Genomic DNA, 19,317 nt, shown 5'->3' on the forward strand with positions numbered 1-19,317 from the left:
GCGCAGCGAAAGCCACTAAGCTTGCCGGACCACTCCTTCCCGGAACGGTCCGCCCCGATGGCCGCCCGCGCCGGGTGGCCTCGCCAACCGAACCGGAGACGTCATGACCCTGCCCAGCCCCGCCGAACTCATTTCCCGCATGGCCACCGACCTGCGCAACTACCTGGCGCAGCGCGGTATCGACTCGCCGCGCTTCGTCGGCATCCACACCGGCGGCATCTGGGTCGCCCAGGAACTGCTCAAGGCCCTGGGCAGCGACGAGATCCTCGGCATCCTCGACGTGTCCTTCTACCGCGACGATTTCACCCGCAGCGGCCTGCACCCGCAGGTCCGTCCGTCGGAACTGCCCTTCGAGATCGACGGCCAGCACCTGGTCCTGGTGGATGACGTGCTGATGAGCGGCCGGACCATCCGCGCCGCGCTCAACGAGCTGTTCGACTATGGCCGCCCGGCCAGCGTGACCCTGGTCAGCCTGGTGGACCTGAACAAGCGCGAACTGCCGATTCGCCCGGATGTCGTCGGCGAAACCCTGTCGCTCGCCCCCAACGAGCGGGTAAAATTGCGCGGTCCCGCACCACTCGTCCTCGAGCGCACGCTTCTCAGCACCGCGCTGTAACTTCGCGCGCCCGGACCTCCACCTTCTACTTTCAGGGCCTGCCACATGCCGACCGACGCCAAGCGCCCGCTGCAGCTCAACGACCTGGGCCAGCTGCGCCACTTCCTCTCGCTCGACGGGTTGTCCCGCGAACTGCTGACTGAAATCCTCGATACGGCCGACTCCTTCCTCGAAGTCGGCGCCCGCGCGGTGAAGAAAGTCCCGCTGCTGCGCGGCAAGACCGTCTGCAACGTGTTCTTCGAGAACTCCACGCGAACCCGCACCACCTTCGAACTGGCGGCCCAGCGCCTGTCCGCCGACGTCATCTCGCTGAACGTGTCGACCTCCTCGACCAGCAAGGGCGAGACGCTCACCGACACCCTGCGCAACCTCGAGGCCATGGCCGCCGACATGTTCGTCGTGCGCCACAGCGACTCGGGCGCGGCGCACTTCATCGCCGAGCACGTCAGCCCCAATGTCGCCGTGATCAACGGCGGCGACGGCCGCCACGGCCACCCGACCCAGGGCATGCTCGACATGCTCACCATCCGCCGCCACAAGGGCAGCTTCGAAAACCTCTCGGTGGCCATCGTCGGCGACATCCTGCACTCGCGGGTGGCGCGCTCGGACATGCTGGCGCTGAAAACCCTCGGCTGCCCGGACATCCGCGTCATCGCGCCGCGCACCCTGCTGCCGGTAGGCCTGGAAGAACAGTACGGGGTGAAGGTGTTCACCGACGCCAACGAAGGCCTGAAGGATGTCGACGTGGTGATCATGCTGCGCCTGCAGCGCGAGCGCATGGCCGGCGGCCTGCTGCCCAGCGAAGGCGAGTTCTTCAAGCTCTACGGCCTGACCCAGAAACGCCTGAAGCTGGCCAAGCCCGACGCCATCGTCATGCACCCCGGCCCGATCAACCGCGGCGTGGAGATCGACTCCGCCGTGGCTGACGGCGAACAGTCGGTGATCCTCAACCAGGTCACCTACGGCATTGCCATCCGCATGGCCGTGCTGTCCATGGCCATGAGCGGCCAGAACGCCCAACGCCAGCTGGAACAGGAGGACGCGCAATGACCGTCAGTATTCGTGGCGCCCACCTGATCGACCCGGCCAGCGGGCTGGACAAGGTCTGCGACCTGCACATCGAGGCCGGCCGCATCGTCGCCATCGGCGACGCTCCGGAGGGCTTCCACGCCGCCCAGGACATCGACGCCGCCGGCCTTATCGCCGCGCCCGGCCTGGTGGACCTGAGCGTCGCCCTGCGCGAGCCGGGCTACAGCCGCAAGGGCAGCATCGAGAGCGAAACCCGCGCCGCCGCGGCCGGTGGCGTGACCAGCCTGTGCTTCCCGCCGCAGACCAAGCCGGTGCTGGACACCTCGGCCGTCGCCGAGCTGATCCTCGACCGCGCCCGTGAAGCGGGCAATGCCAAGGTCTTCCCCATCGGCGCGCTGACCAAGGGCCTGGCCGGCGAGCAGCTGTCCGAGCTGGTCGCCCTGCGCGACGCCGGCTGCGTGGCCTTCACCAACGGCCTGGCGCCGATGGCGAGCAACCGGGTACTGCTGCGCTCGCTGGAATACGCGGCGACCTTCGACCTGACGGTGATCTTCACCTCCCAGGACGCCGAGCTGGCCGAGGGCGGCCTCGCCCACGAAGGCCCGACCGCCAGCTTCCGCGGCCTGGCGGGCATTCCGGAGACCGCCGAGACCGTGGCCCTGGCGCGCAACCTGCTGCTGGTGGAACAGTCCGGCGTGCGGGCGCACTTCAGCCAGCTGACCAGCGCTCGTGGCGTCGAGCTGATCGCCCAGGCCCAGGCCCGCGGCCTGCCGGTCACCGCCGACGTGGCGCTGTACCAGTTGATCCTCACCGACGAGGCCCTGGCGGACTTCTCCAGCCTGTACCACGTGCAGCCGCCGCTGCGCTCGCACAAGGACCGCGACGCCCTGCGTGACGCGGTGAAGAGCGGCGTGATCCAGGCCATCGCCAGCCACCACCAGCCCCATGAGGCGGATGCGAAGAACGCCCCGTTCGCCGCGACCGACCCGGGCATCAGCAGCGTGGAACTGCTGCTGCCGCTGGCCATGACCCTGGTGCAGGACGGCCTGCTCGACCTGCCGACCCTGCTCGCCCGCCTGTCCAGCGGCCCGGCCGCCGCCCTGCGCCTGCCGGCCGGCAAGCTGGCGGTGGGCGCCGCGGCGGACGTGGTGCTGTTCGAAGCCGACGGCCAGACCCTGGCGGGCGAAACCTGGCACTCGCGCGGCCAGAACTGCCCCTTCCTCGGCCACTGCCTGCCGGGCGTGGTGCGCTGCACCCTGGTGGACGGGCATATCGTCCACGCGGTGTAACGCGCCGTCGCCCCATGAAAAAGCCCGCCGATTGGCGGGCTTTTTCATGGCTCCCGTGTAGGAGCGGGCCATGCCCGCGATCGCGCGCATGGCGCGCTCCTGCAGGGTGCACCGGCGCCAACCGGCGGGCGTAGGAGCGGACCTTGTCCGCGAAATGCTTCGCGGCGGACGCTCCATCATTCGGGAAACACCATAGTCCTGCGCCAGCTCCTGCCACCCTCCTGAACGCTCCGAGGGGTGGGCAAGACGTCGCGGGCATGGCCCGCTCCTACAGGTAGCTCAGCAGATGGGGTTGCTGCAGGAGCGAGCTTGCTCGCGAACATCCCGAGCGACGGAGTGATGCGGGTTCGCGAGCAAGCTCGCTCCTACGAAAAGCCGTGCCTCAGATCATCGCCAGCGCCTTGGCCAGGTCGGTGCGCAGGTCTTCCACGTCCTCCACGCCCACCGACAGGCGAATCAGCGAATCGCCGATGCCCAGCGCCGCGCGGTTTTCCGGCGGGATGCTGGCGTGGGTCATGATCGCCGGGTGCTCGATGAGGCTCTCCACGCCGCCCAGGCTTTCCGCCAGGGCGAACAGTTGCACGTTCTCCAGGAAGCGCTTCGAACCGGCGAGATCGGTGTCCAGGTCCAGCGAGATCATCCCGCCGAAGCCCTTCATCTGCGTGCGTGCCAGCGCATGCTGCGGGTGGGACGGCAAGCCGGGGTAATAGACGCGCTTCACCTGCGGCTGCTGCTCCAGCCACTTCGCCAGTTCCAGGGCATTGGCACAGTGGCGCTCCATGCGCAGGGCGAGGGTCTTCACTCCGCGCAGGGTGAGGAAGGCGTCGAACGGCCCGGCGATGGCGCCCACCGAGTTCTGCAGGAAGCCCAGGCGCTCGGCGAGGTCGGGGTTGTCGCCAACGATGGCGATGCCACCGATGACGTCGGAGTGGCCGTTCAGGTACTTGGTGGTGGAGTGCACGACGATATCGAAGCCCAGGTCCAGCGGGCGCTGCACGTAGGGGCTGGCGAAGGTGTTGCGGCCACGCAGAGGATGCCGCGCTCGCGGCAGGTGCGGGCGATGGCGGCGAGATCCGTCAGGCGCAGCAGCGGATTGCTCGGGGTTTCCACCCAGACCATGCGCGTCTTGTCGGTCAGCGCCGCTTCCAGCGCACCGGGCTGGGCCAGGTCGGCGAAGTGGAAGTCGTGTCCGGCGCTGCGCCGGCGCACGCGTTCGAACAGGCGGAAGGTGCCACCGTAGAGGTCATTGCCGGACACCACGTGCGAGCCGGCGTCGAGCAGTTCCAGTACCGCCGAAATCGCCGCCAGCCCCGAGGCGAAGGCGAACGCCTTGCTGCCACCTTCCAGGTCCGCCACGCAACGCTCCAGCGCCCAGCGCGTGGGGTTGTGCGAGCGGCCGTAATCCAGCCCTTTGTGCACGCCGGGACTGTCCTGGCGGTAGGTCGAGTTGGCGTAGATCGGCGGCATGATCGCCCCGGTGGACGGGTCCGGCTCCTGCCCGGCGTGGATCACGCGGGTGGCGAAACCGAGGCGGTCGTGGTGCTGGCTCATGCGAGGGTCCTCCGCAAATGGTTGAGCAGATCGAATCGGGTGATCAGGCCATGGAAGCCCGAGGCGTCGGCGATGATAGCGACCAGGCCGCGGGCCAGCACCGCTTCAAGCTCCTTGAGGCTGGCACCGGGCGCGAGGGTTTCCGGGGCGGTGCTCATGGCGCTGGCGACGTCGTGGCGAAAATGCGCCGGATCGTCATGCACGCCCAAGAGGATGTCGGACTCGTCGATCACCCCTACCAGGCGCTTGCCGTCGAGCACGGGCAGCTGGGAGATGTCCGCCAGGCGCATGCGCTGGAAGGCGGTGAGCAGCGTGTCGCCGGGCCCGACGCTGACCACCCGGCCCTCCTCGAAACACCGCGCGATGATGTCGCGCAGGTCGCCGTAGCGCTTGCGCTGCAGCAGGCCCTGGTCGGTCATCCACTGGTCGTTGTAGACCTTCGACAGGTAGCGCGTGCCGGTGTCGCAGACGAGGCTGACCACGCGCTTGGGCTCGGTCTGCTCGCGGCAGAAGCGCAGCGCCGCGGCCAGCAGGGTGCCGGTGGACGAGCCGGCGGCGATGCCTTCGTTGCGCAGCAGCTCGCGGGCGGTGGCGAAGCTTTCCTCGTCGCTGATCGAGTAGGCGTGGCGCACGCTGGAGAGGTCGGCAATCGAGGGCACGAAGTCCTCGCCGATCCCCTCCACCGCCCAGGAGCCGGGCGTGCCGATGGCGCCGGAGCGCGAGTACTCGGCCATGATCGAGCCGACCGGGTCGGCCAGGACCATTTCCAGGTCGGGCTGGACCTTGCCGAAGAAGCGCGTGAGGCCGGTGAGCGTGCCGGCAGAGCCGACGCCGACCACCACGGCATCGACGTCATGACCGGTCTGCGCCCAGATTTCCGGGCCGGTGCCGGTCTCGTGGGCCAGCGGGTTGGCGGGGTTGTTGAACTGGTCGGCGAAGAAGGCGTTGGGCAGGTCCTTGGCCAATCGCGCGGCGACGTCCTGGTAGTACTCGGGGTGGCCCTTGCCGACGTCGGAGCGGGTGATGTGCACCTCGGCGCCCATGGCGCGCAGGTGCAGGACCTTCTCGGTGGACATCTTGTCCGGCACCACCAGCACCACCCGATAGCCCTTGGCGCGCCCCACCAGCGCCAGGCCCAGGCCGGTATTGCCGGCGGTGGCTTCGACGATCACGCCGCCGGGCTTGAGCCGGCCGTCGCGCTCGGCGGCTTCGATCATGGCCACGCCGATGCGGTCCTTGATGGAGCCGCCGGGGTTCTGCGATTCGAGCTTGAGGAACAGGGTGCAGGGTCCGGTATCGAAGCGCGTCACGCGGACCATGGGGGTATTGCCGATCAGGTCGAGTACGGCAGGTCGGGATTCGTTGCTCATGGCAGCCACTCCTTCTGCGGCGCGCCGGGGATCGCCCGATGGCGCCTGCTACTGTCCCCCTGACCTTAGGCGGCAGGCACCGCTCGCGCCAGGCGGCGCGACGAAAGACGGCAGAGCAGGAGGTACGTCAGAGCGTGCGGCATCGCCTGTAGGAGCGATCTTGCTCGCGAACCGCATGGCACGGCGCCTGTTCCCGAGCTACAGGGAAGGATCGGCGCGAGAGCCTGCCCTCTCCCCAGCCCTCTCCCTGAAGGGAGAGGGAGCCGTTCGGTGTGCTCGGCCAGCTCCATGCTCGCCGGTATCGCAGAAGGGCACGCCTGGCACGGATATTCCCTCTCCCTTCGGAGCGGGGCGCGCAGCCAGGGTTAGGGAGAGGGAAATCCAAAGCACGGGCCATCAAGGAATGACAACAGCCCGACAGAGAGTGACATCCCGTCAGATCCGCTGCGGCCCGTTGCGCTCGGAAATCTGGCTGTTCAGCGTCCAGAAGTCGTACAGCACGCCGATGAAGAACAGCCCGCCGGTGAACAGGTAGAGGATGCCGGTGAGCCACTTGCCCATGTACATGCGGTGCACGCCGAACACGCCGAGGAAGGTCAGCAGGATCCAGGCGACGTTGTAGTCCACGCCGCCGGCGCGGAAGCGCTGGTCCGCGGCGTCGTCCATGGACGGGATGAGGAACAGGTCGATGATCCAGCCGATGAAGAACAGGCCGAGGGTGAAGAACCAGATGGTGCCGGTGATCGGCTTGCCGTAATAGAAGCGGTGCGAGCCGGTGAAGCCGAAGATCCACAGCAGGTAGCCGATGACCTTGCTGTGGGTGTCAGGGTTGGCGGACATGCCTTTCTCCCGTGGTGTGACAAGGCCCCCAGCATAAACGAAAAGCCCGCACGGGGCGGGCTTCTCGGGCGTTGCGTCTCAACGGAAGCGGCGGTTGGGGTCGTCGTCACCCATCTCCAGGGTGAGGCCCTGGGTCATGGTGGTGAGGTGGTCGGCGTCGGTTTCCGAGCCCAGCTTGATCATCAGGCGCAGGTCGTTCGCCGAGTCGGCGTAGGCCAGCGCGTCTTCGTAGGTGATCTCGCCCTGGGTGTAGAGCTGGTACAGCGCCTGGTCGAAGGTCTGCATGCCCTGCTCGGTGGAGCGCTTCATCAGCGGCTTGAGTTCGTGCACTTCGCCCTTGCGGATCAGGTCGGCGGCCAGCGGGGTGTTCAGCAGCACCTCGATCACCGCGCGGCGGCCCTTGCCGTCAGGGGTCGGCACCAGTTGCTGGGCGACGATGGCCTTGAGGTTGAGCGAGAGGTCCATCCACACCTGGCCGTGCCGGTCGGCCGGGAAGAAGTGGATGATCCGCTCCAGCGCCTGGTTGGCGTTGTTGGCGTGCAGCGTCGCCAGGCACAGGTGGCCGGTTTCGGCGAAGGCCACGGCGTGGTCCATGGTCTCGCGCGAGCGCACTTCGCCGATCATGATCACGTCCGGCGCCTGACGCAGGGTGTTCTTCAGGGCGACTTCGAAGGAATCGGTGTCCAGGCCCACTTCGCGCTGGGTGACGATGCAGCCCTGGTGCTGGTGGATGTATTCGATGGGGTCTTCGATGGAGATGATGTGGCCGGTGGAGTTCTTGTTGCGGTAGCCGATCATCGCCGCCAGCGAAGTGGACTTACCGGTGCCGGTGGCGCCGACGAAGATCACCAGGCCGCGCTTGGTCATCGCCAGCTTCTTGAGGATTTCCGGCAGCTTCAGGTCGTCGATGGTCGGGATGTTGGTCTCGATGCGACGCAGCACCATGCCCACCAGGTTGCGCTGGTAGAAGGCGCTGACCCGGAAACGACCGACGCCCCGGGCGCTGATGGCGAAGTTGCACTCGTGGTTCTCGGCGAAGTCGCGGCGCTGCTGCTCGTTCATCACCGACAGCACGGTCTCGCGGGTCTGCTCCGGCGACAGCGCCGTCTTGGTCACCGGCAGCACCTTGCCGTTGACCTTCATCGAGGGCGGCACGCCCGCCGTGATGAACAGGTCGGAGGCACCCTTTTCCACCATGAGGCGCAACAGCTTCTCGAATTCCATGATCTTTCTCGCGCAGGTTCACGCTGACTACGACGGGGCTGTCGGATCACGAAGCGAGTGCGTGTGGCGCGCTCCGTGCGCCGGGCCACAGGGGCCCGGTGGGGTTAGAAGTTTTCCGGAATCTTGGCTTTTTCCTTGGCTGCATCGCGGGTCACCAGCCCCTTGGCGACCAGGCCCTTGAGGCACATGTCCAGCGTCTGCATGCCGATCGCGCCGCCGGTCTGGATGGCGGAATACATCTGCGCCACCTTGTCCTCGCGGATCAGGTTACGGATCGCCGGGGTGCCGATCATGATCTCGTGGGCCGCGACACGACCGCCGCCGATCTTCTTCAGCAGGGTCTGGGAAATCACCGCCTGCAAGGATTCGGAGAGCATGGAGCGGACCATGGACTTCTCCTCGGCGGGGAACACGTCGACGATACGGTCGATGGTCTTGGCCGCGGAGGTGGTGTGCAGGGTGCCGAACACCAGGTGGCCGGTTTCCGCGGCGGTCAGCGCCAGGCGGATGGTCTCCAGGTCGCGCATCTCGCCCACCAGGATGATGTCCGGGTCTTCACGCAGGGCCGAGCGCAGGGCCTCGTTGAAGCCCAGGGTGTCGCGGTGCACCTCGCGCTGGTTGACCAGGCACTTCTTCGATTCGTGGACGAATTCGATCGGGTCCTCGACGGTGAGGATGTGGCTGTACTTGGTGTTGTTCAGGTAGTCGAGCATCGCCGCCAGCGAGGTGGACTTGCCCGAACCGGTGGGGCCGGTGACCAGCACCAGGCCGCGCGGCACGTCGGAGACGCGCTTGAACACTTCGCCCATGCCCAGGTCTTCCATGGTCAGGACCTTGGAGGGAATGGTCCGGAACACGGCGCCGGCGCCGCGGTTCTGGTTGAAGGCGTTGACCCGGAAGCGCGCCACGCCCGGCACTTCGAAGGAGAAGTCGGTTTCCAGGAACTCTTCGTAATCCTTGCGCTGCTTGTCGTTCATGATGTCGTAGATCAGCGCATGGACCTGCTTGTGCTCGAGCGGCGGCAGGTTGATGCGGCGCACATCGCCGTCGACGCGGATCATCGGCGGCAGGCCGGCCGAGAGGTGCAGGTCCGAAGCGCCCTGCTTGGCGCTGAAGGCGAGCAGCTCGGTAATATCCATGGGACTCCCCAATCAAGAGCAAGCAGGTAGAATGCCGCAGAACTCGCAGCAGCCGGGCGGAAAAGCGACGGTAATGTCCACGATAGCAGAGAATATTGCAAAGGTTCGCGTACGAATCCGTGAGGCGGAACAAGCGAAAAATCGCACGCCAAATTCGGTGCAGTTGCTGGCCGTGAGCAAGACCAAACCCGCCGCCGACATCCGCGAGGCGTTCGCCTGCGGCCTGTCCGACTTCGGCGAAAACTACCTGCAGGAAGCGCTGGCCAAGCAGGCTGAGCTGGCGGACCTGCCGCTGACCTGGCATTTCATCGGCCCCATCCAGTCGAACAAGACCCGGCCCATCGCCGAGCACTTCCACTGGGTGCACTCGGTGGACCGCCTGAAAGTCGCCCAGCGCCTCTCCGAACAGCGCCCGGCGACCCTGCCGCCGCTGAACGTGCTGCTGCAGGTGAACGTCAGCGGCGAGGACAGCAAGTCCGGCTGTTCCCCCGCGGAACTGCCCGCGCTCGCCCAGGCGGTTGCGCAGCTGCCCCACCTGAAGTTGCGCGGCCTGATGGCGATTCCCGAACCCACCGATGACGTCGACGCGCAACACGCCGCCTTCGCCCGCCTGCGTGAGCTGATGCAGGGCCTGAATCTCGGCCTGGACACCCTGTCCATGGGCATGAGCCACGACCTCGAAGCCGCCATCGGCGAAGGCGCCACCTGGGTGCGGATCGGCACCGCCCTGTTCGGCGCCCGCGACTACGGCGCCTCCCACTGAATAAAGGAAGAGACTTCATGAGCAGCACCCGCATTGCCTTCATCGGCGCCGGCAACATGGCCGCCAGTCTCATCGGCGGCTTGCGCGCCAAGGGCGTCGCCGCGAGCAACATCCGCGCCAGCGATCCGGGCGCCGAGCAACGCGCGAAGATCGCCGCCGAGCACGGCATCGAAGTGGTCGGCGACAACGCCAGCGCCGTTGCCGGCGCCGACGTGGTGGTCCTGGCGGTCAAGCCGCAGGTCATGAAGGACGTCTGCCTGGCCCTGGCGCCGGCGCTGACCGACAACGCGCTGATCGTCTCCATTGCCGCCGGCATCCCCTGCGCCAGCCTTGAGCGCTGGCTCGGCGAGGTGAACGGCCAGCCGCGCGCCATCGTCCGCTGCATGCCCAACACCCCGGCATTGGTTGGCCTCGGCGCCAGTGGCCTGTACCCCAACGCCAGCGTCAGCGCTGCCCAGCGCGAGCAGGCGCAGCAACTGCTGAGCGCGGTGGGCATCGCCCTGTGGCTGGACGAGGAACGCCAGATCGATGCGGTCACCGCCGTCTCCGGCAGCGGCCCGGCGTACTTCTTCCTGCTGATGGAAGCCATGACCGCCGCCGGCGAGAAGCTCGGCCTGTCCCCTGAGGTCGCCGGCCAGCTGGCCCGCCAGACCGCCCTGGGCGCCGCGCAGATGGCGACCACCAGCGATGTCGACCCGGCCGAACTGCGCCGTCGCGTGACCTCGCCCAAAGGCACCACCGAAGCGGCGATCACCACCTTCCAGGCCAACGGCTTCGAGGCACTGGTGGAAAAAGCGGTCAACGCCGCCGACCACCGCTCCGCCGAGCTGGCCGAACAACTGGGCCGCTGATTGCAATGACGCACGCCGCCCGGCGACCACGGAAGGTCGCACTATCCCTCGCTGCCTGTGCGCTGCTGGCCTGCGCCGCCACCCAGGCGGCGCCCTGCCCGGTTGCCGCGACGATCGACCAGGCCACCCTGACGGCCAACCAGGCCTTGCAGCAGGCCATGGCCAGCGGTCTTGACGACGATGCGGACAACAGCGTCTCGCCAGCCCTCAGCCAGGCCATCGAGCACTATAAACAGACGCTGGCCGATGCCTTCGACGCCCATCTCGCCTGCACCCCGGCGACGCCGGACGTCGCCGCGCTGCAGGCCGACCTGCGCCAGCGCCTGCTGCCGGCGCCCACGCCCGTCAGCGAAGGTGAAGTGGCGCTGCCGGAGCAGAACGAGATCAACGTCACCCTGAGCGACAGCCCTACCCCGCTGCTGCTGGTCAGCGGCGGCTTCGCCATTCCGTGCGGCTCGGACAATGTCCTGCGCGCCTACCGCCGCGAGGGCGACGCCTGGGTCCGTGCGCTGGACTGGCAGAGCGGCCCCTATACCGATATCTCCGGCGCCTACGGCGACCTGTTCATGGTCAGCCGACTGGGCAGCGGGGACCTCGCGCTGATGCACGGCACGCCCTGGTGCACCTCGCGCTGGAGCCACCTGGCGGTGCAGGTGATCCGCCCGGCCACGGCCGACCAGGCCCAGCGCACGCTGCTGCAGACCGAGCACGATTACGTTCGCGATGAGCACGAGGTGCAACTCAAGGCCCGCCCCGACGGCTTCGAGTGGCGCGCCGAAGTGGGCAGCCTGGACGGTGACCTGCTGACCCGGCCGGGCATCTTCCGCTACCGCCAGGACGGCGAAAGCTTCCAGCGCATTCAGCCCGCCGCGTCCAATGGCCGCGGCTTCGTCGACGAATGGTTGCGGGTGGATACAGGCCTCGCCCGCGCCTGGGCCGACCCGGCCGGCGCCGACACGGCACTGGCGGCACGGGACGAGCTCAACGGCCTGAACCAGCGCACCGGCGTCACCCTCACCTACACCGCCGTGCGCGCCTGCAAGCAGGACCCGGCGCGCTTTCAGGTGGACATCGAGCTGGACAGCCCGCAGCCCCTGGCCGAGGGCAACCAGCGCCATGCCAGCATCCGCCAGGAAGCCAACGGTTTCACCCTGCTGGGCCTGAGCCGAACCGCCGACCCGGCCTGCAACGGCCCCGACCTGATGGCCAAGCGGGGTTGAATTTGCACGCGACGAAACACACTTACACGCGACCGGCGACGACGAATTCCCTACAGTATGGCGTCATAGCGCCGTCGTCGACCGACCGCCAGACTCGCCCGGCCCTGCGCGCCGGCGCCCAACGTTCACCAAGGACCGCCCCATGACCGGACTTTCCACAGCCGCCATCTATGTGATCCAGACACTTGGCAGCCTGTACCTGCTGATCGTGCTGCTGCGCTTCATCCTGCAGCTGGTCCGCGCCGACTTCTACAACCCGCTCAGCCAGTTCATCGTGCGCGCCACCAAGCCGCTGCTGAACCCGCTGCGCCGCGTCATCCCCGGCTTCGGCGGCATCGACTTCGCCTCCCTGGTGCTGGCCATCCTGATCCAGCTGGTGCTGATGGTCGTCACCCTGACCCTCATGGGCTACGGCGTCGGCGGCTACATCCTGCAACTGCTGGTGTGGTCCATCATCGCGGTGACCTCGCTGTTCCTGAAGGTGTTCTTCTTCGCCCTGATCATCAGCGTGATCCTCTCCTGGGTCGCCCCGGGCAGCTACAACCCCGGCGCCCAGCTGGTGAACCAGATCTGCGAGCCGTTCCTGGCACCGTTCCGCAAGCTGCTGCCGAACCTGGGCGGGCTGGATATCTCGCCGATCTTCGCGTTCATCGCGCTGAAGCTGATCGACATGCTGGTAATCGGCAACCTGGCGGCCATGACCGGGATGCCGCAGATCCTTTCGCCCTTCATGTAATTGCAGAGGAGCGGCTGCGCGTCGGCGATACTGCGTTGCAAACAGCCGGGGATTGCTCGTTTACAGATCGTAAACTGCACATCCCCGGCCGTTTTCGCCTTGTCTCGCTCTAGCTCGCCAGCTCCAAGAGTCCGCCAGGCAGATGAGCTTTTATTTCTGGGACGGCGAGGACCTGATCCTCGACTGCCACCTGCAGCCCAAGGCGAGCCGCGACGAGTTCGCCGGGCTGCACGGTGAGCGCCTGAAAATCCGCCTCACCGCGCCGCCGGTGGAAGGCAAGGCCAACGCCCACCTCCTGGCGTTCCTCGGCAAGGCCTTCGGCGTGCCGAAAAGCGCGGTGCAACTGGTCAGCGGCGAGCTCAATCGCCAGAAACGCGTGCGCATTCCCCGTCCGACGAAACTTCCGGCAGAACTCGACATAGCCGCTCGGTAGCTTTGGCCGACCTTACGTGTAGGAATGTGCTGTAGGCCAATTGCTATTCCTACAGTCCGCCGCATAATCCACGCCATCCACTTCCCCGCGCAGGACGCGCCAGCCCAAGGAACGCCCGGATGAGCATGGAACGTCTCAGTCAGCAGATTGACGCCTACGTCACCTGGAAGCGCGAGCTGGTTCGCGAGATCACCCGCTACCGCAGCTGGCTGGAGCGCGCCCGGCTCAATACGCCGGACATCGAGCAGCGCCTGGAGCGCACCCTGCGCCTGCTGCGCGTGGACCACATCACCCTGGCCTTCGTCGGCGAGTATTCGCGCGGCAAGACCGAGCTGATCAACAGCCTGTTCTTCGCCGGATTCGGCCGGCGCATGCTGCCGTCCCAGGCGGGGCGCACCACCATGTGCCCCACCGAGCTGTTCTTCGACCCGCGCTCGGAGCGCCCCTACATCCGCCTGCTGCCCATCGAGACCCGCGTCGCCGATGCCAGCGTGGCGCAGTTCAAGCGCATCCCGCGGCACTGGGTGAACATCCCGCTGGATACCTCGGACCCGGCCAACATGGCCGAGGCCTTCGCCCAGGTCGCCAAGACCAAGCCACTGCCGGTGGAGCAGGCGATCCAGCTGGGCTTCCACCCGGACATGCTCGAAGCCACCGACAAGCCCGGCATCGTGCTGGTGCCGGCGTGGCGCCACGCGCTGGTCAACTTCGACCATCCGCTGCTGCGCCAGGGCCTGCGCATCCTCGATACGCCCGGCCTGAACGCCCTGGGCAGCGAGCCGGAACTGACCCTGTCGATGCTGCCCAGCGCGCAATCGATCCTCTTCCTGCTGGCGGCCGACACCGGCGTCACTGCCTCCGACATGGCGATCTGGCGCGATCATGTGCGCCAGCTCGGCGAGGACGGCCACACCACGCTCTACGCGGTGCTGAACAAGATCGACGTGCTCTGGGACGACCTGGCCGGCGAGGCCTTCGTGCAGAACGCCATCCGCCATATCCAGGACACCACCGCGCGCCAGCTGGGCATCGCCCGCGAGGACGTGCTGCCGCTGTCGGCCAAGCAGGCGCTGCTGGCCAAGGTGCGCGGCGACCGCGAGCTATTGGCGCGCAGCCAGATGGAAGCCCTGGAAGAGCTGCTCTGCGAGCGCATCGTCGCGCAGAAGGAGCGGCTGCTGGAGGACGCGGTGGTCGGCCAGGTGCTGGCGCTGGTCAACAACAGCCAGCACAGCCTGCGCGTGCGCCTGGACAAGGTGAAGGAGCAGCAGGCGCAGCTCAACGACCAGCAGCAGGACAGCGGCCAACTGCTGTTCGAGCTGACCGCGCGGACCAAGGACGAGCACAACCTGCACCACAAGCGCCTGCTCAGCCTGAAGACCAACCAGCGCCTGCTGCGCCACCAGGGCGAGCAGTTGCGCGAGGCGGTGCGCGCGGAGCGCCTGGAGCAGCACCTGAAGAAGGTCCACGACAAGCTGCGCGGCAGCTGGACCACGGTGGGTATCCACCAGGCCATCCTGCAGTTCTTCCGCACCGTGGAAGGCGACCTGGTCGCCCTCGGCCACGAGGCGGAGACCGCCAACCGCATGGTCGCGGCCATCTACCGGCGGCACAACGAGGAAAACCCGCTCAACGCCCTGGACGCCCCGCAGTTCCGGGTCCAGCGCTACCTGCGCGACCTCGCCCAGTTGCAGGAAAAGGCCGACCGCTTCCGCCTGCACCTGAAGACCCTGCTCACCGAGCAGCGCCTGCTGACCCGGCGCTTCTTCGCCACCGTCGCCCAGGAAGTCATCGGCCTGCACCAGCGTTTGCGCGAAGAGGCCGAGCAGTGGGCCGCCGACGCCCTGATGCCGCTGATGCAGTACAGCCTGGAGCACAAGCAGATGCTGGAAACCCACATGCTGCGGCTCAAGGCCCTCGCCCAGGAAACCCAGCAGGCGCGGCAGCGCTCGCTGCTGCTGGGGCGCTACACCGAGGAGCTGGAACAGCAGCTTGCCGAGGCCACCGACATCCTCCGCCAGCTGCGCCGCCCGGCACCGCTGCAACGCCAGGCCAAGGTGGTCACCCTGCCAACCTCCCAGCGCGCCTGAACCCCGCGCCACGCCCGCCCCCGACGCTTGCCGCAGGGGGCGGCGCTCTTTAGACTGGCCGTCCTTTTTTATTCATGAGCTGGGTCGATGCCAACAGTCTTCCCCGAAGATTCCGTCGGTCTGGTCACCCCCCAGACGCTGCAGTTCAACGAACCGCTGCCCCTGGCCTGCGGCAGGACGCTGCCCGAATACCAGCTGGTGATCGAGACCTACGGCGAGCTGAACGCCACGGCGAGCAACGCCGTGCTGATCTGCCACGCGCTCTCCGGCCACCACCACGCCGCCGGCTACCACAGCCTCGATGAGCGCAAGCCGGGCTGGTGGGACAGCTGCATCGGCCCGGGCAAGCCCATCGACACCCGCAAGTTCTTCGTCGTCGCGCTGAACAACCTGGGCGGCTGCAACGGCTCCACCGGCCCGACCAGCCTCAATCCCGCCACCGGCAAGGCCTACGGCGCGGACTTCCCGGTCGTCACCGTGGAAGACTGGGTGCACAGCCAGGCACGCCTGGCCGACCGCCTGGGCATCACCCAATGGGCGGCGGTGATTGGCGGCAGCCTGGGCGGCATGCAGGCGCTGCAGTGGACCATCAGCTACCCCGAGCGCGTGCGCCATTGCCTGTGCATCGCCAGCGCACCAAAGCTGTCGGCGCAGAACATCGCCTTCAACGAAGTCGCCCGCCAGGCGATTCTCTCCGACCCGGACTTCTTCGGCGGCCACTTCCAGGAACACGACGTGATTCCCAAGCGCGGCCTGCGCCTGGCGCGGATGGTCGGGCACATCACCTACCTCTCCGATGACGCCATGGGCGCCAAGTTCGGCCGCGACATGAAGTCGGAGAAGCTCAACTACGACCTGCACAGCGTCGAGTTCCAGGTGGAAAGCTACCTGCGCTACCAGGGCGAGGAGTTCTCCACCCGCTTCGACGCCAACACCTACCTGCTGATGACCAAGGCGCTGGACTACTTCGACCCGGCCGCCGCCCACGGCGACGACCTGGCGCGCACCCTGGCCGGGGTGAAGGCGGACTTCTGCCTGATGTCCTTCACCACCGACTGGCGCTTCTCCCCGGCGCGCTCGCGGGAGATCGTCGACGCCCTGCTGGCGGCGAAGAAGAACGTGAGCTACCTGGAAATCGACGCACCGCAAGGCCACGACGCCTTCCTGATGCCGATTCCCCGCTACCTGCAAGCCTTTGGCGGTTACATGAACCGCATCAGCGTATAAGGATCACCATGCGCGCCGACCTGGAAATCATCCAAGACTGGATCCCCGCCGGCAGCCGCGTGCTCGACCTGGGCTGCGGCGATGGCGAACTGCTCGCCTGGCTGCGCGACCACAAGCAGGTCGGCGGCTACGGCCTGGAGATCGACCCGGACAAGATCGCCAAATGCATCGAACGTGGCGTCAACGTCATCGAACAGGACCTGGACAAGGGCCTGGGCAACTTCGCCAGCAACAGCTTCGACGTGGTGGTGATGACCCAGTCGCTGCAGGCCCTGCGCTACCCGGACAAGGTGCTGGCGGAGATGCTGCGCGTGGGCAAGACCTGCATCATCACCTTCCCCAACTTCGGCCACTGGCGCTGCCGCTGGTACCTCGCGCGCAATGGCCGCATGCCGGTCTCGGATTTCCTTCCGTACACTTGGTACAACACGCCGAACATCCACTTCTGCACCTTCCGCGACTTCGAGGCGCTCTGCCACGAGCAGCACGCCAAGGTGCTGGACCGCCTGGCGGTGGACCACGAACACCAGCATGGCTGGGCCTCGCGAATCTGGCCTAATCTGTTGGGTGAAATCGGCATCTACAGGGTCAGCGGTGCCGGCGTGCAGGATCACCGCATCGCCGTGTGATCGCGGCTATCTGAGACAGCACGGGAGAAACATCATGCGCCGCCTGCTTACGTTCATCGCCTGCCTGGTCCTCGCCCTGCCCGCCTTCGCCGAACAGGTGAAGCGCCTGGGCGACCTGCAGGTGCACTACAGCGTGTTCAACTCCAGCTTCCTCCAGCCCAACGTCGCGCAGGCGGTGGGCGTGGTGCGCAGCAAGGCCCAGGGCGTGGTCAACATCGTGCCGCTGGACGCCAGCGGCAAGCCGGCCAACGTCACCGTGGCGGGCTCTGCGAAGAACCTGATGGGGCAGAACATCCCCCTGACCTTCAAGCGCGTGGTCGAGGAAGGCGCCGTCTACAACCTGGCGCAGTTCCCCATCGAAGGCCGCGAAACCCTGACCTTCTCCATCCAGGTCCAGTCCGGAAACGAAGCCCCGCAAAGCTTCGATTTCATGCAGGAAATCTTCCCAGACGAATGATCAAGCTCGAACAACTGGTGCTGGCCAGTCACAACGCCGGCAAGCTCAAGGAACTCCAGGCCATGCTCGGCGCCCACGTGAAGGTGCGCTCCATCGGCGAGTTCAGCGACGTGGAGCCGGAAGAGACCGGCCTGTCGTTCGTCGAGAATGCCATCCTCAAGGCCCGCAACGCCGCGCGCATCTCCGGCCTGCCGGCGCTGGCCGACGATTCGGGCCTGGCGGTGGACTTCCTCGGCGGCGCGCCGGGCATCTATTCCGCGCGCTATGCCGACGGCAAGGGTGACGCGGCGAACAACGCCAAGCTGCTGGACGCGCTGAAGAACGTGCCGGACGGGCAACGCGGCGCCCAGTTCGTCAGCGTGCTGGTCCTGGTCCGCCACGCCGACGACCCGCTGCCGATCCTCTGCGAAGGCCTCTGGCACGGCAGCATCCTGCGCGAGGCCCGCGGCGAACACGGCTTCGGCTACGACCCGCTGTTCTGGGTGCCCGAAGCCGAGTGCTCCAGCGCCGAACTGCCCCCCGAGCGCAAGAACCAGATCAGCCACCGCGCCCGCGCGATGGCCCTGCTGAAGCAGCGGCTGGGGCTATGAAGGCAGCTGCAAGCCTCACGCCGCAAGCGACAAGCAAGAGCACGGACAGCTTGCAGCCTGAAGCTTGCAGCTTCTCGCTACCGCCCCTGGCAGCGTATGTGCACATCCCCTGGTGCGTGCGCAAATGCCCCTATTGCGACTTCAACTCCCACGCCGCCGGGCCGGAGTTGCCGGAGGACGCCTACGTTGAGGCGCTGCTGGCTGACCTGGCGGCGGATCGCGGCTACGTGCACGGCCGCAAGCTGACCTCGATCTTCTTCGGCGGCGGCACGCCCAGCCTGTTCTCGGCCAAGGCGCTGGGCCGCATCCTCGAGGGCCTGGAGCGGCAGGTCGGGTTCGAGCGCGACATCGAGATCACCCTGGAAGCCAACCCCGGCACCTTCGAGCAGGCCAAGTTCGCCGACTACCGGGCGCTGGGCATCAACCGCCTGTCCATCGGCATCCAGAGCTTCCAGGCCGCGAAACTCAAGGCCCTGGGACGCATCCACGATGGCGACGAAGCCGTGCGCGCCGCCGAAATGGCCCGCCGCGCCGGCTTCGACAACTTCAACCTGGACCTGATGCACGGCCTGCCGGAGCAGAGCGTCGCCGACGCGCTGGCTGATCTGCAGCAGGCCATCGACCTGGCGCCCACGCACCTGTCCTGGTACCAGCTGACCATGGAGCCGAACACGGTGTTCTGGAGCCAGCCGCCGGAGCTGCCCGAGGACGACCAGCTGTGGGAGATCCAGGAGGCCGGGCAAGCCCTGCTCGCCCAGGCAGGCTACGTCCAGTACGAGACCTCGGCCTACGCCCGCGACGGCCAGCGCGCGCGGCACAACCTGAACTACTGGACCTTCGGCGACTTCCTCGGCATCGGCGCCGGCGCCCACGCCAAGCTGAGCACGCCGCAAGGCCACATCCTGCGCACCTGGAAGACCCGCCTGCCGAAGGACTACCTGAACCCCGAGAAGCCCTTCCAGGCCGGTGAGCGCAATCTCGAGCCGGACGACCTGCCCTTCGAGTTCATGATGAACGCCCTGCGCCTCACCGACGGCGTGCCGGCCACGACCTTCACCGAACGCACCGGCCTGGCGCTGGCGTCCATCGAGGACGCCTGCCGCCAGGCGCGCCAGGACGGCCTGCTGCTGGACGACCCGCAGCGCCTGGCCCCCACCGAGCGCGGCCAGCTGTTCCTCAACGACCTGCTGCAGCGCTTCCTGCCCTGAGCTCCTGACACGAGCAGCAGCGGGCGACGCTGCCGTCGCCCGCCGTGTACACTCCCCG

At 67.3% G+C, this 19,317-nt stretch carries 18 protein-coding genes and 1 pseudogene; 14 read left to right on the plus strand and 5 right to left on the minus strand.

Features of this window, described 5'->3' with window-relative positions; all coding sequences use genetic code 11:
• Window positions 1-103: 103 nt before the first annotated feature.
• From pyrR to ACNFIA_RS00965, 3 genes are read left to right on the plus strand one after another with little or no spacing between them, the layout of a single operon-like run.
• Complete coding sequence (pyrR, locus tag ACNFIA_RS00955) at window positions 104-616, plus strand: bifunctional pyr operon transcriptional regulator/uracil phosphoribosyltransferase PyrR (protein ID WP_259758804.1); 513 nt, start codon at window positions 104-106, stop codon at window positions 614-616.
• Between the two features lie 45 nt (window positions 617-661).
• The gene (locus ACNFIA_RS00960; RefSeq protein ID WP_152219508.1) at window positions 662-1,666 is read left to right on the plus strand and encodes an aspartate carbamoyltransferase catalytic subunit; all 1,005 of its coding nucleotides are present in this window, start codon (window positions 662-664) and stop codon (window positions 1,664-1,666) included.
• Window positions 1,663-2,934, plus strand: a complete 1,272-nt coding sequence (locus ACNFIA_RS00965) for a dihydroorotase (RefSeq protein WP_259758802.1) — start codon at window positions 1,663-1,665, stop codon at window positions 2,932-2,934. Before ACNFIA_RS00960 ends, ACNFIA_RS00965 begins: the two co-directional genes overlap by 4 nt.
• Before the next feature lie 382 nt (window positions 2,935-3,316).
• Here ACNFIA_RS00965 and ACNFIA_RS00970 read toward each other — a convergent pair.
• The 5 genes and pseudogenes from ACNFIA_RS00970 to pilT all read right to left on the minus strand — a co-directional run bounded on the left by ACNFIA_RS00970 (window position 3,317) and on the right by pilT (window position 9,058).
• Window positions 3,317-4,485: pseudogene (locus tag ACNFIA_RS00970) on the minus strand (trans-sulfuration enzyme family protein).
• Window positions 4,482-5,855, minus strand: coding sequence for a pyridoxal-phosphate dependent enzyme (locus tag ACNFIA_RS00975; RefSeq protein ID WP_416782566.1), 1,374 nt, complete (start codon window positions 5,853-5,855; stop codon window positions 4,482-4,484). The pseudogene ACNFIA_RS00970 and the gene ACNFIA_RS00975 overlap by 4 nt, the downstream one beginning before the upstream one ends.
• Window positions 5,856-6,290: 435 nt before the next feature.
• Entirely contained in the window at window positions 6,291-6,695 is a 405-nt protein-coding gene (locus ACNFIA_RS00980) for an NINE protein (RefSeq protein ID WP_259758799.1), read from the minus strand.
• Window positions 6,696-6,773: 78 nt separating this feature from the next.
• Window positions 6,774-7,919: a type IV pilus ATPase PilU gene (gene pilU, locus ACNFIA_RS00985; RefSeq protein WP_416782567.1), complete on the minus strand. Its 1,146-nt coding sequence runs from the start codon at window positions 7,917-7,919 to the stop codon at window positions 6,774-6,776.
• Between the two features lie 104 nt (window positions 7,920-8,023).
• Window positions 8,024-9,058, minus strand: a complete 1,035-nt coding sequence (pilT, locus tag ACNFIA_RS00990) for a type IV pilus twitching motility protein PilT (RefSeq protein WP_017520118.1) — start codon at window positions 9,056-9,058, stop codon at window positions 8,024-8,026.
• 73 nt (window positions 9,059-9,131) lie between these two features.
• Here pilT and ACNFIA_RS00995 point away from each other — a divergent pair, with 73 nt between their 5' ends.
• The 11 genes from ACNFIA_RS00995 to hemW all read left to right on the plus strand — a co-directional run bounded on the left by ACNFIA_RS00995 (window position 9,132) and on the right by hemW (window position 19,259).
• Window positions 9,132-9,821, plus strand: coding sequence for a YggS family pyridoxal phosphate-dependent enzyme (locus ACNFIA_RS00995; RefSeq protein WP_416782568.1), 690 nt, complete (start codon window positions 9,132-9,134; stop codon window positions 9,819-9,821).
• Between the two features lie 17 nt (window positions 9,822-9,838).
• Window positions 9,839-10,672 carry a pyrroline-5-carboxylate reductase gene (gene proC, locus ACNFIA_RS01000; RefSeq protein ID WP_416782569.1) on the plus strand — a complete coding sequence of 278 codons (834 nt, stop codon included), beginning with the start codon at window positions 9,839-9,841 and terminating at the stop codon, window positions 10,670-10,672.
• Between the two features lie 5 nt (window positions 10,673-10,677).
• Complete coding sequence (locus tag ACNFIA_RS01005; RefSeq protein ID WP_416782570.1) at window positions 10,678-11,892, plus strand: hypothetical protein; 1,215 nt, start codon at window positions 10,678-10,680, stop codon at window positions 11,890-11,892.
• Between the two features lie 142 nt (window positions 11,893-12,034).
• Window positions 12,035-12,628 carry a YggT family protein gene (locus tag ACNFIA_RS01010; RefSeq protein ID WP_259758788.1) on the plus strand — a complete coding sequence of 198 codons (594 nt, stop codon included), beginning with the start codon at window positions 12,035-12,037 and terminating at the stop codon, window positions 12,626-12,628.
• Between the two features lie 142 nt (window positions 12,629-12,770).
• Window positions 12,771-13,061, plus strand: coding sequence for a DUF167 domain-containing protein (locus ACNFIA_RS01015; RefSeq protein ID WP_259758786.1), 291 nt, complete (start codon window positions 12,771-12,773; stop codon window positions 13,059-13,061).
• A 119-nt stretch (window positions 13,062-13,180) separates the two neighbouring features.
• Entirely contained in the window at window positions 13,181-15,148 is a 1,968-nt protein-coding gene (locus tag ACNFIA_RS01020; RefSeq protein ID WP_416782571.1) for a dynamin family protein, read from the plus strand.
• A gap of 87 nt (window positions 15,149-15,235) precedes the next feature.
• Window positions 15,236-16,375, plus strand: coding sequence for a homoserine O-succinyltransferase MetX (metX, locus tag ACNFIA_RS01025; RefSeq protein ID WP_259758781.1), 1,140 nt, complete (start codon window positions 15,236-15,238; stop codon window positions 16,373-16,375).
• 8 nt (window positions 16,376-16,383) lie between these two features.
• On the plus strand, window positions 16,384-17,004 hold the full coding sequence (metW, locus tag ACNFIA_RS01030) for a methionine biosynthesis protein MetW (protein ID WP_259758780.1): 621 nt from the start codon (window positions 16,384-16,386) through the stop codon (window positions 17,002-17,004).
• Window positions 17,005-17,038: 34 nt separating this feature from the next.
• Complete coding sequence (locus tag ACNFIA_RS01035) at window positions 17,039-17,461, plus strand: DUF4426 domain-containing protein (protein WP_416782572.1); 423 nt, start codon at window positions 17,039-17,041, stop codon at window positions 17,459-17,461.
• Entirely contained in the window at window positions 17,458-18,051 is a 594-nt protein-coding gene (gene rdgB, locus ACNFIA_RS01040) for an RdgB/HAM1 family non-canonical purine NTP pyrophosphatase (protein ID WP_416782573.1), read from the plus strand. The genes ACNFIA_RS01035 and rdgB overlap by 4 nt, the downstream gene beginning before the upstream one ends.
• Window positions 18,048-19,259 (plus strand): radical SAM family heme chaperone HemW, encoded by a 1,212-nt coding sequence (gene hemW / locus ACNFIA_RS01045; RefSeq protein WP_416782574.1) that lies wholly within the window; start codon window positions 18,048-18,050, stop codon window positions 19,257-19,259. Before rdgB ends, hemW begins: the two co-directional genes overlap by 4 nt.
• Window positions 19,260-19,317 lie beyond the last annotated feature (58 nt).

It is taken from the genome of Pseudomonas sp. NY15437 (assembly GCF_048068435.1).
In the GTDB taxonomy this organism is placed as follows: Bacteria; Pseudomonadota; Gammaproteobacteria; order Pseudomonadales; family Pseudomonadaceae; genus Pseudomonas; species Pseudomonas nitroreducens_B.